The 14,035-nt window shown below is 69.9% G+C and carries 8 protein-coding genes; 2 read left to right on the top strand and 6 right to left on the bottom strand.

The genetic code is table 11. The features are described from left to right. Positions 1-47: 47 nt before the first annotated feature. The gene (locus tag AC07RV_RS29720) at positions 48-4,865 is read left to right on the top strand and encodes a non-ribosomal peptide synthetase (protein ID WP_296781263.1); all 4,818 of its coding nucleotides are present in this window, start codon (positions 48-50) and stop codon (positions 4,863-4,865) included. A gap of 73 nt (positions 4,866-4,938) precedes the next feature. Here AC07RV_RS29720 and AC07RV_RS29715 read toward each other — a convergent pair whose 3' ends face one another. From AC07RV_RS29715 to fhuF, 6 genes are all read right to left on the bottom strand, one after another. Then, on the bottom strand, positions 4,939-7,392 hold the full coding sequence (locus AC07RV_RS29715) for a TonB-dependent siderophore receptor (RefSeq protein ID WP_296781264.1): 2,454 nt from the start codon (positions 7,390-7,392) through the stop codon (positions 4,939-4,941). Positions 7,393-7,548: 156 nt separating this feature from the next. Beyond that, on the bottom strand, positions 7,549-8,592 hold the full coding sequence (locus AC07RV_RS29710) for a FecR family protein (RefSeq protein ID WP_296781265.1): 1,044 nt from the start codon (positions 8,590-8,592) through the stop codon (positions 7,549-7,551). Continuing rightward, positions 8,589-9,206 (bottom strand): RNA polymerase sigma factor, encoded by a 618-nt coding sequence (locus AC07RV_RS29705; protein ID WP_296781266.1) that lies wholly within the window; start codon positions 9,204-9,206, stop codon positions 8,589-8,591. The genes AC07RV_RS29710 and AC07RV_RS29705 overlap by 4 nt, the downstream gene beginning before the upstream one ends. Before the next feature lie 184 nt (positions 9,207-9,390). Continuing rightward, complete coding sequence (locus AC07RV_RS29700) at positions 9,391-10,701, bottom strand: lysine N(6)-hydroxylase/L-ornithine N(5)-oxygenase family protein (protein ID WP_208513703.1); 1,311 nt, start codon at positions 10,699-10,701, stop codon at positions 9,391-9,393. After that, on the bottom strand, positions 10,683-12,779 hold the full coding sequence (locus tag AC07RV_RS29695) for a GNAT family N-acetyltransferase (protein ID WP_296781267.1): 2,097 nt from the start codon (positions 12,777-12,779) through the stop codon (positions 10,683-10,685). Before AC07RV_RS29695 ends, AC07RV_RS29700 begins: the two co-directional genes overlap by 19 nt. Before the next feature lie 80 nt (positions 12,780-12,859). Then, on the bottom strand, positions 12,860-13,612 hold the full coding sequence (fhuF, locus tag AC07RV_RS29690) for a siderophore-iron reductase FhuF (protein ID WP_296781268.1): 753 nt from the start codon (positions 13,610-13,612) through the stop codon (positions 12,860-12,862). A gap of 178 nt (positions 13,613-13,790) precedes the next feature. Between fhuF and AC07RV_RS29685 the strand changes: the two genes are divergently transcribed. Beyond that, a complete protein-coding gene (locus AC07RV_RS29685) occupies positions 13,791-14,030 on the top strand; it encodes a hypothetical protein (protein WP_093340174.1) in 240 nt (79 codons plus the stop codon). Positions 14,031-14,035 lie beyond the last annotated feature (5 nt).

Here is a 14,035-nt window from a genome sequence, read left to right as displayed (position 1 = left end):
GACCGGAGGTGGGTGCCGGGGTGGCGTACGAGGAGCCGCGCGGGGAGGTGGAGCGTGCGCTGGCGGGGGTGTGGGCGGAGGTGCTGGGGGTGCAGCGCGTGGGGCGCGGCGACAACTTCTTCGAGCTCGGCGGCGACTCCATCCTGAGCCTGCAGATCGTGGCACGCATGCGTGCCGCGGGCTGGAAGATCTCGCCGCGCCTGATGTTCGAGCAGCAGACCATCGAGCGGCTGGCCGGGCGGGCCGAGCCGCTGGATCCGCTCGCGCTGTCGGCCGTCGTCCCTTCGGTGCGAGGGCGGTTGAGCGATTTTCTGCCGGCCGACGCGATCGCGGCGACCGGACTCGATGCCGATGCGATCGAGGACGTCTATCCGCTGGCGCCCACGCAGGAAGGGATGTTCTTCCATTCGGCAGCGGCGGCCGGCTCGGGCCTGTACGTCAACCAGCTGAGCGTGGAGGTCCGCGACATCGATGCGCGGCGCTTCGAGCGCGCCTGGCAGTCGATGGTCGAGCGCCACGCCATGCTGCGCACCGGTTTTCTCTGGCGCGACGGGATGGCCCGGCCGCTGCAACTGGTGTTCCGGCAGGCGCCGGCCAGCGTCGAGCAACTCGACTGGCGTGCGCTCGATGGCGCGGAGGCCGCGCAGCGGCTGGCCGACCACGAGGCGCAGGCCCTGACCCGCGCGATCGACTGGTTGCGTCCGCCGCTGTCGCGCGTGGCGTTGATCCGCCTGGAGGAAGACCGCTGGCAACTGGTCTGGACGCGGCACCACATCCTGTCGGACGGCTGGACCGATTCCCGCCTCATGGGCGAGTGGCTGCGCGCCTATGCCGGCGAGGCGCTGACCTCGACGCCGCCGGTGTACGGCGACTACGTGCGCTGGCTGCAGCGCCAGGACGCCCGGGCGGCGCAGGATTTCTGGACCTCCGCGCTCGGCGCGCTCGACGGTCCCACGCTGCTGGCGGAGGCCGGCCACGCCGATCCCGCGCGCGAGGGCTTCGAGAAGATCTACACGCGGCTCGATCGCACGCGCACCGCCGCGCTGCAGCAGTTCGCGCAGCGCGAGCGCGTGACGCTCAACACCCTGGTCCAGGCCGCCTGGGCGCTGCTGCTGCAGCGCCATACCGGGCGCGACCATGTCGTGTTCGGGGCCACCGTGGCCGGGCGTCCTGACTCGCTGCCGGGTGCGCAGGAGATGATGGGGCTCTTCATCAACACCATCCCGGTGCCGGTCTCTCGACGGCCGGGCCGCGCGGTCGGCGACTACCTGCGCGAGGTCCAGGATGTGAACCTGCGCCTGCGCGAACACGAGCATGCCGCGCTCGCCGACATCCAGCGCTGGACCGGCTCCGCGGGCCGCCCGCTGTTCGACAGCATCATCGTGTTCGAGAACGCGCCCATCGATCGCGCCATGCGCGAACTCGACCGCTACGGACCGCGATTCGGCGAGATCGCCGTGGGCGGACTCACCGGCTATGCGATGGACCTGCAGGTGGTGGCCGACGACACGCTGGAGATCGAGTACTGCTACGGTCGCCGCGAATTCGGCGATGCCTTCGTGTTGGCGCTGCGCCGGCAGATGGAGCACCTGCTCGCGCAGATGAGCGCCGATGCGCGGCGGGCGGTCGGCGAGCTGTCCTGGCTCGACGAGGGCGAGCGCACCGCCATGTTCGCGCTCGGCCGCAACGAAGCGCCGGCCGATGCCGTCGGCCATCTGCCGGTGCATCGCCTGATCGAGGCGCAGGCCGCGCGGCGCGGCGAGGCGATCGCGCTGCTGTGCGGCGAGGACGAACTGAGCTACGGCGCGCTCAACGCGCGCGCCAACCGGCTGGCGCACCACCTGATGGCGCGCGGCGTCGGTCCGGACACCCTGGTCGGGGTCGCGTTGGAGCGCTCTCTCGAAAGCATCGTGAGCCTGCTGGCGGTGCTCAAGGCCGGTGGCGCCTATGTGCCGCTCGATCCGGCCTACCCGCCGGACCGGCTGGCCTTCATGGTGCGCGACAGCGGCGTGGCGCTGCTGCTCACGCACCGCGCGGTGCTGCCGCGGCTCGCGGCGATGCCCGAGGTGCCGGGCGTGGCGCTGGCGGTGCTCGAGGAACTGAGCCTCGACGAGGCGGCCACGCACGATCCGCAGGCCCGGGTGCATGCCGACAGCCTGGCCTACGTGATCTACACCTCGGGCTCCACCGGCATGCCCAAGGGCGTGGCCGTCACGCATGGGCCGCTGTCGATGCACTGCCTGGCCACGGCCGCGATCTACGGCATGGGCCCGCATTCCTGCGAATTTCATTTCATGTCGTTCTCGTTCGATGGCGCGCACGAGCGCTGGCTCACGCCGCTGTGCGTGGGCGCGGGCCTCGCCTTGCGCGACAACGAGCTGTGGACCGCGGAGCAGACCTACCAGGCGCTGCACCGCTACGGCATCACCAACGCGGCCTTCCCGCCGGCCTACCTGGGCCAGATCGCGGACTGGGCGAGCCTGCGCGACGATGCGCCGCCCGTGGAGCTCTACGTCTTCGGCGGCGAGGCGATGCCGAAGGCGTCGTACGACAAGGTCTGTCGCACGCTCAAGCCACGCATCCTGATCAACGGCTACGGCCCCACCGAGACCGTGGTGACGCCGCTGATCTGGAAGAGCCGCGCCACCGATACCTTCGACTGCGCCTACGCACCGATCGGTCGGCCCGTGGGCGAACGCGCGGCGTACGTGCTGGATGCCGACATGCAGCCGGTGCCGCGCGGCGCGATCGGCGAGCTCTATATCGGCGGCTACGGCCTCGCGCGCGGCTACCTGGGACGCCGCGGCCTCACGGCCGAGCGTTTCGTGGCCGATCCCTTCGACGGCGCCGGCGGCCGCCTCTACCGTACCGGCGACCTGGTGCGCTGGATGACCGACGGCAACATCGAATACATCGGCCGCGCCGACCACCAGGTGAAGGTGCGGGGTTTCCGCATCGAGCTCGGCGAGGTCGAGGCCCGGGTGCGCGAGGTGGCGGGCGTGCTCGACGCCGCGGTGGTGCCGCGCGAGAGTGCCTCGGGCCAGCAGCTGGTGGCCTACGTGGTGGCGGCCGCCGACGAGGCCGACGACGCGCTGGTCCAGCGCATCCGCGGGCAGCTTGCCGAGCGGCTGCCGGAGTACATGGTGCCGGCACGCGTGATGGCGCTGCCGCGGCTGCCGCGGTTGATCAGCGGCAAGCTCGACCGCGCCGCGCTGCCGGAGCCGGCGGCCGAGGCCGACAGCGTCTTTCGCGCGCCGCGCAACGACACCGAGGTGCAACTGGCGGCGATCTGGCGACAGGTGCTGGGCGTCGAACGCGTCGGCATCGCGGACAACTTCTTCGAAATGGGCGGCGATTCGATCCTGAGCCTGCAGGTGATCTCGCGCGTGCGCAATGCGAAGCTGGGTTTCGAGCTGCGCCTGCGCGACCTGATCCGCCACCAGACCATCGAGGCGCTGATGGCCGCGAGGGCCGACGGCGCCGCGCCCTCGGCCGCTGCCGCGCCGCGGATCGAGGCCGAGGGCACGCTGCCGCTGCTGCCGATCCAGCAATGGTTCTTCGCGCAGGAGATCCCCGAGCGCCATCACTTCAACCAGTCGATCCTGCTGCGCGTCGAGTCCTGGCTGGACGAGCCGCGCCTGCGGCGCGCGCTCGACCTGCTGCAGCGGGAGCACGATGCGCTGCGCATGCGCTATGTCCGCGAAGCGGACGGCTCGTGGCGGCAGTCCTATGCGATCCCGTCCGACGCGGCCGACGTGCTCCGGTGCTGCGAGGTCGCCACGCCGCAGGACATCGAGCGCGAATCGGAGCGCACGCAGCGAAGCCTGGCACTGGCCGACGGCCCCGTGTGGCGGGTGGCATGCATGCGGCATGCCGACGGCAGCGCGCGGCTGTTGATCGTGGTGCATCACCTGAACATCGATGGCGTTTCCTGGCGGGTGCTGCTCGAGGACCTGCAGTCGCTCTATGAGCAGCTCGCGCAGCCGCAAGAGCCGCGGCTGCCGGCGAAGACGGCTGCCTACAAGGCCTGGGCGCTGCACCTGCAGGCGTGGGCGCGGTCGGAGGCGCTGGCGCTGCAACTGCCGTACTGGCAGCGGCAGCTGGCCGGGATCGAGGACCTGCCGCGCGACGATGCACGGGTCCCGGCCCGGTTCAGCGACCGCGTGGTGGCCTACGTGCAACTCGAGCGCGAGCTCACGCAGGACTTGCTGCGCGCCGCGCCCGCGGCCTATGGCACCGGCATCGACGACCTGCTGCTGACCGCGCTGTCGCGCACCGTGGCCGCCTGGACGAAAAGCCCCGAGACCTTGATCACGCTCGAGGGCCACGGGCGCGAGGGCGACGCGGCCGACCTCGATCTGAGTCGCACCGTGGGCTGGTTCACGAGCGCCTATCCGGTGCGCCTGCCGGGCGGCGACCTGCCGCTGGAGTCGTCGATCCGCGCGGTCTCGGCCGCGCTGCGGGCGGTGCCGGACAAGGGCGTGGGCTTCGGCGCGCTGCGCTACCTGCATGCCGACGAGGCGGTGCGGGGTGCGCTCGCGGCGGCCGAGCCGCGGATCACCTTCAACTACCTGGGGCAGTTCGATCAGAGCTTCGGCGAGGCGTCGATCTTCTCGCCCACCAGCGGCGAGTCAGCGGGCGCGGAGCGCGACGCGCGGGGCGCCTTGCCGAACTGGATCGAGATCATCGGCCAGGTGTTCGACGGCAGGCTCGCGGTCAGCTGGATCTACAGCCAGGCCATGTTCCGGCCCGAGACGATCGAACGTCTGTCGCTGGACTATCGCGCACAGCTCGAGGCGATCGTGCGGCATTGCGTGGCGCTGCAGCTTCCCGCGAGCGGCGCCGCCGCGATGGCGGCGGCGTGAGCCGAGGCCCCGCCGCGCGGCGGGGCTTCGATGAGAGGGCGGGGCCGGCGCGGGTCGGGCTGGCCCCGAGGGCTCAGAACTTGTAGGTGGCTCTGAGCCACGCGCTGCGCGGCGCACCCTGCGTGTAGCCGTTGTAGCCGCCCAGGCCGCTGTAGTAGCGCTTGTTGCCGACGTTCTCGATGTTGAGCGTGGCGCTCAATTGCTTCGTGAAGTCGTAGCGCGCCATCAGGCCCAGCAGCGTCAGCCCGCCCTGCGTGACACGGCCGAGCTCGTAGGCTTCGTCGTAGTAGATGCGGCTCTGGTAGCTGAGGCTGCCGCCCACGGTGAGCTTGCTCCAGTCGCCGGGCAGGCGGTAGGTGGTCGCGATGCGCAGCAGGCGGCGCGGCAGCGGCGTATTGAGCAGCTTGTCCTCGGCATCGCGCTTGGTGTGGTAGGTGTAGCCGCCCATGATCTGCCAGCCGCGCGCGATCTCGCCCGACACCGTCGCCTCGAAGCCCTTGCTGCGCGCGCCCTTGACGGCGCGCGATGGCGTGGAGCCATCGGGCAGCGGCGCGGCGCCGGGGATGTCCACGGCCAGGTTGTCTTCCTCCGAGCGGAACACGGCGAAGCTGGTGTTGAGCCTGCCGTCCATGTGCTCGCCCTTGATGCCGAGTTCGATGTTGTTGCCGCGCTTCGGATCGAGGACCCGGTTGTTCACGTCCTTCGCGGTATTGGGCTGGAAGATGTCGGTGTAGCTGGCGTACAGGGAGAACTCCTTGCTCACGTCGTAGACGAGGCCGACATAGGGCGTGAAGACTCCGTTCTCCCTGACCCGCGGCGTATAGGTCGTGACGGGTTCGCTGCCGGTGGTGTCGGTGTCGTAGCCGCTGTTGCGATACCAGGTGACCCGGCCGCCGAGGATGACCGAGAGGCTGTCCGTCGGGCGCAGGCGGGTCGAGCCGTAGATGGCCGTCTCCTCGGTCTGCTCGCCGAAGTTCAGGATCGGATAGATGAACTGGGGCCGGGGCGCGGCCGACAGGTTGTAGAGCGTGACCGGTTCCCGGTCCGCGGTGTCCAGCACGGAGTTGTTCTTGTAGACCGAGTAGGTGTAGCGATTCACGTTGAGGCCGATGCTGGCCTGGTGCGTGCGGCCGAACAGTTCGAAGGGCCCGGTGGCGTAGACGTCGAAGGACTTGTTGCGGCCATGGGCCGGGTTGTCGCCGCGATCGAGCACGCCTTCCTGCGTGAACGGATCGAAGGTGGAGGGGTAGAGCCAGAGGTCGCCACCCGCGCGGTCGCGCTTGCTGTTCACCAGCGCGCCCTCGGCCTTGACGCGCCAGCCGTTGTCGAGCCGGTGCTCGAGGTTCACGAAGAAGCGGTCGCTGGTCATGTCCCAGTGGCTCCACGGCGTGCTGGAGTTGAAGGACACGGGCAGGCGCGTGCGCGTGCCGTCGCTGTAGAACAGCGGGGCCTGGCCGAAGTTGGCGCCCTTGATCGCATTCTTCTGGTACTCGTAGCCGACCGCCAGCGTGGTGGTCGGCGCGAGGTCGACCTCGACGATGCCGAAGAAGACGCTGTTGCGCTGCTTCTTGTGGTCGGTGAAGCTGTCGCCGTCGGTGTGGGACGCCACGACGCGGCCGCGCACGGTGCCCGACTCGTTGAGCTTGCCGCCGAGATCGGCCTCGGTGTTGTAGCGGTTCCACGAGCCGAAGCCGCCGGCCACGTAGCCCGAGAACTCCGTGGTGGGCCGCTTGCGCACGAGGTTGATCGAGCCACCGGGCGAGCCGACGCCGTTGAGCAGGCCCGCGGCGCCGCGGACGATCTCGACGCGGTCGTAGACGGCCGTGTTGATGATGCTCGTCTCGCCGGCCACGCTCGCATAGGCCAGGGTCGGGATGCCGTCGATCATCGGGCTCAGTGTGAAGCCGCGCGAGGTGTAGCTCACGCGCTCGTCGATCCGGTCGGCGACGATGCCGGGCGTCTGGCGCAGCACGTCGTTCAGCGTGACGAGGTTCTGGTCGCTGATCTGCTGGCGCGTGATCACGCTGACCGATTGCGGGGTTTCGCGCAGCGACAGGTCCATGCGCGTGCCGGCCCCGGTCACCCGCGTGGTGTAGGAGCCCGTGTTCTCGGTCGTTCCGTCGGCGCCCGGCGCGGCGGTCACGCTCACGGGCGGCAGGCTGCCGCGCTCGGCCGGTGCCGTCGACTGGCGCTGCACGGTCACTTGCGATTCGCCGCTGCGAACGGCGACCAGGCCGCTGCCGGCCAGCAGCCGTTCGAGCGCCTGCTGGACCGTGAGCCGGCCCGAGAGCGCGGGGGACTGGACGCCCGCCACCACGTCGCCGGCTGCGAAGAACTGCATGCCGGTCTGCCGCGAGAGCTCGTTGAGCGCGGAGGACAGCGGCTGGGCCGCGACGCTGACGTCGAACACCCTCGCGGCCTGTCCCGGCGTCTGGGCGGTGGCCAGACTGCTCCAGCTGAGAAAGGCGGTTCCGAGGGCTGTCGCGAGGGCGGCGCTCAGAAGATGTTGGCGAGGCGAAGAACGCATGGGTCGAGGCTCCAGGTCTGGTAAAGGCGAATGAATTCAGTTCGGGAACGCGGTCCGCGGGACGCGGCGCCGCGCCCTTCTGAAAGCAAGACGTTTGAACTCGCCAGACGGAGACAGGAACTTTGGACCTGCCGTCTCTTTCCTGGCCGGGCGGTGTCAGCGCTGGCGCAGTTCGACGCTGCCGTCGGGGCGGGTGACGGCGGCAAGCGGCAGGATCGAGGGCAGGGCGGCCAGCAGGCCGATGGAATCGTTGCTGCGGAAGCGCCCGGACAGCCGCATGGCGTCGATGCGCGGTCCCGCGGTGACGATGGGCTGGGTGCGGTAGCTGTTGACGGCAGCCAGCGCGTCGCTCAACGGGGTGTTGTCGAAGACCAGCCAGCCGTCGCGCCAGGCCGCGAGCGCCGTGGTGTCGGCCCTTCGCACGGGCGCCATGCTGCCGTCGCTGATTTCCACCAGTTCGCCGGCATGCAGATCCACGGCGTGTGCCTCGACGCTGCCCTCCGGCCCCCGCAAGGGCCGCACCCGCACATGCCCGCGCTCGACGCCGATGAGCACGGGGCCGCCGCGATCGCGCACGGTGAACACCGTGCCGATCACTTCGATCGTTCCCTCGCGGGTACGGACCCGGAATGGCCGGTCGGCATCGCGGACCACCTCGAAGCGCACTTCGCCGCGGGCCATCTCCACGACCCGGCGCTGGCGGTAGAGCGTGACGTCGACAGCGCTCAGCGGCGCCAGGTCGAGCCGGCTGCCCGTCCTGCCGTCGATGCCGTCGGTGAGCGTCGCCTTCAACAGCTGGGCCGTCCGCGTCTGGAAGGCCGCATGGAAGACGGGTTGCTGCAGATACCAGTGAACGCCACGCCCACCGAGCAGCCCGACGCCGAGCAATCCCACGATGGACAACAGATGCTTGCGGCGCTGAGGCCGGCGCGCGTCCGCCGCGGCGGACGCGTTCGCCAGATCGGCCTTCGACGCCTCGAAATGCGTGCGCAGGTCATCGGCCATGCCGCCGAGCGCGTCCCACCGCTGCCGCGCCTCCAGCAGCGCCGCCGCATGCTCGGGCGATTTGCCGCGCCATTGGCTGAGTGCGAGGCGCGCATGCGCGGCCTGATCGGGCGCGATCTCGGCTTCCACGATCAGCGCCAGCGCCTTCTCGACCATGCGCTCGCGCGGAGCCCCCATCGCCATGCCGATGCTCACGAGAAGTCTTCGGCCAGCGACGCGTCGAAGCCCGCGTGGTTCCTCACGTACTGCGGCTCGATGAGCTCGGCGCGCAATTCGGCGAACACCCGCGAGCAATCGATCGTGGCGCGAAGCAGGTGCTTGGCGACGGCCATCTCGGTGATGTCCAGGCGCTGGGCAATCTCCGCGCGCGTATGACCGTAGGCGCGAAACAGCAGGAAGACCTCGCGCCTGCGCGGCGGCAGCTTTTCCATCGTCTGGACCACGCGCGCGAGCACGCGCTGCTGGGCCAGGAGGAACTCGCTCGAGGGCGCCGCGCTCTGGGTCTCGACCACCGCGTGCGTGCCGATCCATTCCTGCGCCACCTTGCGGCGACGGGCCTCATCGATGCACAGGTTGCGCGCGACCCGGAACAGCAGGGCACGGGGCGACTCGATGCCACCGTTGCCACTCGCCTCGTCCGACGTCGAATCGGCACGCGCCGCCCCGATGGACTTCATCGCGTGCGCGTACACCCGCTCGAAGCTCGACTGCGCGATGTCCGCCGCGTAGTGGGGATCCCTCAGGTCGCGAGTGAGCTGTCGGCGCAAGTCCGCATAGTGAGCTACAAGTTCCTGGACGAGGTCGCGCATCCGGCCGCCTTCTCGCAAGCATCGACGATGGGCCCCGGGAGCCCGGTCGCTGGTCTTGCCTTCGGGCTCGTCAGCTCCGGCTAGGAATGACGAGCCGGCGATACGGCAGCGCGCTGGGTCGACCCCGGGGATCTGTAATAAGAACGATTCTTATTAAGTGTATCACCGCGCGATGTCCAAAGCGTTAAATCACGGCGGCCGGCAGCGGTGTACGCCCTGAGGCATGCGCCTGCTGCGCCGGCCGTGGATTCGCTTCCAGCAGCGCCTGCCCGATCTCGTCGGAACGGATGGCCGTGACCGACAGCAGCGTGTCGCTGAGCCCGTGGCTGGTTTCGCAGGCGCCTTGCAGGAAGATGCCCGGCTTCAGTTCCGGCGTGCCCTGCAGCCGGTAGTTGCGGTCGACCGTGAAGTCGCCCAGGTACGGCGCGAGCGGATCGAGCAGCGTCTTGTGGCCGTCGCGCTCGTACCCCGTGGCGAGGATCACGACGTCGTAGCCATGCTCGCCGCGCTGGTCGGTGTTGAGGTCGTGCAGCCACAGGTGGACGCCGTCCGCGGCCGCGCGCACCGCGGTCACCTCGTGGCGCCGCAGGAAGCCGTGGCGTGCCACGCCCGCCACGCGCTGGCGGTAGAACACGTTGAAGATCTGCTGGATCAGCTCCAGATCCGGCGCCGCGTAGTTCGTGTGCCAGAACTCTTCCAGCAGCTCGGCACGCTCGGGTTGCGAGCGGTTGAACACGAAGTCGGTGAAGTCGGCGTTGAAGATCTCGTTGACGAAGGGGCTGTCGTCCGAGGGCTTGATCGAACGGGCGCGCATGATCAGGTCGACCGCGGGCTTGTTCGGATGGCTCTGCAGGTCCATGAAGATCTCGGCCGCGCTCTGGCCCGCGCCCACGATGGCGATGCGCTCGGCCTTCGGATGCCGTGCGATCGCCTCGAGGTAGCTGCTCGAATGGAACACGCGCTGGTCGTCCCTGAAGGGCTGGAAGCGCGCCGGGATCTTCGGCACGCCGCCCACGCTCACCACCAGGTTGCGCGCCAGCCGCTCGCGCACGCTGCCGTCGGCCTGGCGCGAGCGCACGCGCACCAGCTGCACTTCGCTGCCGCGCATCTCCGGCACCACCTCGAACACGCTCTCGCCGTAGGCGCAGCGGTCCTCGAACTGCGCCGCGGCCCAGCCCAGGTAGTCGTTGAACTCGTGCCGGCTCGGGAAGAAGGTCTTGAGATTGACGAAGTCCTGCAGGCGCTGCTTCTCGTGCAGGTAGTTCAGGAAGGTGAAGCGGCTCGAGGGATTGCGCAGCGTCGCCAGGTCCTTGATGAACGAGATCTGCATGTGCGCGTTGTCGAGCAGCATGTTCTTGTGCCAGACGAAGCCCTGCTGCTTCTCGATGAACAGGGCATCCACGAACTGGCCGTGGTGGCGCTTCTCGTCGAGCGCGATCGCCAGCGCGATATTGGACGGGCCGAAGCCGATGCCGATCAGGTCGTGGATTTGCATGGAATGTCCTTGAGGGGAGGTTCGGCGCGATCGGCCGAAGGTGGCGAGACGGTGGCGTCCCCCTGGGGAATCCAGAGGGCTTCGCCGAAGAAGCGTTCGCGCAGCAGCATGCCGAGCATCGCGCGCTTGTGCGGAAAGTCGAATTCCTTCACGTGGGCGTAGCCGCAGCGGCCCAGGCTCTTGATCATCTTGTGGTTGTCCGCGCGCGGCTCGATCACGATGCGCTGCGTGCGGCAGTCGTCGAGAAACAGGTAGTGCGACACCGAAGGCATCCAGGCCGTGAGGAAGGGCTTGCCGCGAAAACGCGCCTCGCCGATCAGCGCGTGCCAGCCGCGGTCGTGGTCGCCCGCGTCGTAGAAGGGCGCGATGCGGTCCTCCTTCGCCCAGTACACCTCGAAGTAGCCGAAGGCCTCGCCGTCGAGGCGCCCGATCAGCCCCGTCACGCGCGGGTCGGCCGCGATCGTTTCGAGATAGGCGCGATGCCTGGCGAGCTCGCCCTGTTCTTCCCAGAAGTGCGCCACCACCGGATCGTTCATCCAGCGATGGAAGGCCGGCAGGTCGCGCTCGATGTCGACCGTGTCCAGCGACAGCGTCTGCGACAGCCAGGGGATGTGGCGTTGGTAGACGGTACCGGCCGGCTTGGCCGGCCGCAGCGGATGGCGGCGGCCCTGGCTCAGCGTGTAGCGCTGCGCGAAGGGCTCGCGCGGCCCGCGCTGCCACACGCGCGGCAGTTGCCAGAAGGCTTCGCGCGCCACGATCGCATCGGGGCCCGGCGGCAGGCTCGCCGCGCCGGCATCGACCAGGCGCGCGAGGCCTGCCTGGCTCGATGGCGCGAGTCGCAGGGACAGCGTGGTGCGTTGCGGATGGCGCACGAAGGCGGCTTCGACGGCGGCCAGCAGATGGGTCTGCGCGGGCTCGGCGTCGTGGCTGTTCGACCCGTCCAGGCGCAGCGTACCGGCCTGCTCGTGCAGCAGCCAATGGCTGATCGGTCCATGGCCGGCCTGCGGGCCGACCGTGAGCTTCGAGGTGTCGAGACGCACCTCGAGCGGATCGCCGTCGGGGTGCGCATGGAACACCCAGGCGCCGATCGCCGATGCCGGCACGGGTACCGGTGCGGCTGCGGCGACGGATGCACGTCCGAATGCATCGGCCAGCGTTTGCGCGATCGACGAGCGCAAGGTGTCGGCTTCCTCCACCACCTGGCTCAGGCGGGCGAAGTCGTGGACCATGCCTTCGTGCACCTGCACTTGCGTGCGCACGCCGGCCGCCTGCAGCCGCTCGGCATAGGCCCGGCCTTCGTCGACCAGCGGGTCGTATTCCGCCAGCACGATGTGCGCGGGCGCGAGGCCCGACAGGTCCCGCGCGGCGAGCGGGGCGAAGCGCCAGTCCGTGCGGTCATCTTCGCTGCGCAGGTAGTGGCCGAACATCCATTGCAGCGTGCGCTGCTCGAGCAGGTGGCCGCTCGCGTAGCGCCGGTGCGAATCGCTGTCCTGGCGGATGCTGGTGCAGGGATAGAGCAACACCTGCAGCAGCGGCTGCGGGCGTCCGGCATCGCGCGCGGCCAGCGTCAGGGCCGTGGCGAGCGTGCCGCCGACGCTGTCGCCGGCGAAGGCCACGCGCGTGGGGTCCAGGCCATGGGATGCGCCCTGCGCCGCGAGCCACAGGGCGGCATCCTCGGCGTCGTGGAAGGCGGTCGGGAACTTGTGTTCCGGCGCGAGCCGGTAGTCCACGGCCAGCACCGCGCAGGGCGTGCGCTGCGCCAGCGCGCGGCACAGCGCGTCGTGCGAATCGAGCCCGCCGACGACGTAGCCGCCGCCATGGAAGTACAGCAGGGTCGGCAGCGGCGTGCCCGCATCGCCGCCCCGGTACAGCCGGGCGCGCAGCGTCGCGCCGTCGCGGGCGCGAAAGCCGATGTCCTCGACCGGAAGCTCGGGCCCGACGCCGTCCAGCGCGAGGGTCGACTGGTCGTAGCTGGCGCGCGCCTGCGCGGGCTCCAGCTCGCACATCGGTGCGCGTCCATCCTCTTCGGCGAGGGCGGCCAGTTCGAGGAAGGCTTCGAGATCGGGATGCAGTGGCATGGGGGCGTCGCAGTCGCATCTATGAATGGATGCATATCCGCAAAAGACGCGCGGCCGGCCGGTTTGTTTAGCTCGGTCGCTCAGGCCCGCGTCTTGCGGAACTCCGGCGCCAGCGGGCAGGCGGCGCAATAGCCTTCCTCGGGCAGCAGGTAGTAGAGACAGCATTGCCGGTGCAGCGCGATGGGTGCGGGCACACCGGCCTCCAGGCGCACGGCCCGGCGCGGTGGCGTGAACATCGGGTTGTCGTCGCAGCCCCAGAGTGGCTGGTGCAGCAGGTGGTCGAGGTCCTGCGCCACGGAGGGCGCCTGGCCGCTCGCCGCCAGGCCCTGCTCGAGCACCGGTTCGAGGTAGCGCGCGGCATTGCCCCAGAGGATCTTGGGCGCGATCCGCGTCAAGCGGGTCAGCTGCAGGAACAGCGGCGCCAGATGCTCCTGGAGCAGTGCCGCATAGCGTTCGGCCGTGCCGGCGCCGTGCCGGGGCTGCCCCTCGTCAGTGATGTGAAAGCACTGCGGCACGGCACCTTCCGCGAACGTGAGCCACACCCGCGCGGGTGCCATCGGAAAGCCATGCTGCAGCAGGCTGGCGGCCGCCGCGACCGGGGGCAGCAGGGCGTTCAGATAGTGCAGGCTCCAGGCGGAGGCCACCGGCCGCAGGTCGGTGCCGTGCGCGCGCAGGTGGCGGGCGTGCTGGCGCAGCAGTCCGGCCAGCAGGGCCGCATCGGCGATCAGGTCGGCCACCCGCACGGCGTCCGCGGGCACGCGTGGCGAGCAGGCCAACGTTTCGCCGTAGGCCGCCCATTCGCCCTGGAATATCGGCGCCAGAAGCGAAATCATGGAAAGGGGCCGCGGGCCGTCGCGCAATGGCTCATCGATGGGAGACGGTTGGCGTGCCCAAAGGTTTAGCGCCACGAAACAGCCCGAGGAATCGAGGCACGAAGATGACAGCGGCTAAACATCCGCGGGCGAACCGCGTCTAACTGCCCATCCACACCCACCGAGGCGCCCTGACACGATGAGCTCCAGTCACCACGCTATTTCCGATCCGGCCTGCAAGGAGGCCTGGCAGCTCTTTCGCGAACTGCACGACGCCCCGTCGCTCGAGCGCGCACAGAGGCTGGTGCTGTGGCTCGGGCGCGATGCCAGGCATGTGCGCGCATTCGACGAAGCCCTGACGCTGTGGGCACTGGCGGGCGCGGCCCTGGTCGGTTCGGTGCCCGACGACGATCCGCGAACCCCGTCGACGCTGCAGTAGGCACT

The sequence above is a fragment of the Variovorax sp. GW821-FHT09B01 genome (assembly GCF_059418345.1).
Note: the sequence above shows the minus strand (reverse complement) of the source record. Positions and strands in the feature narration are given on the sequence as shown.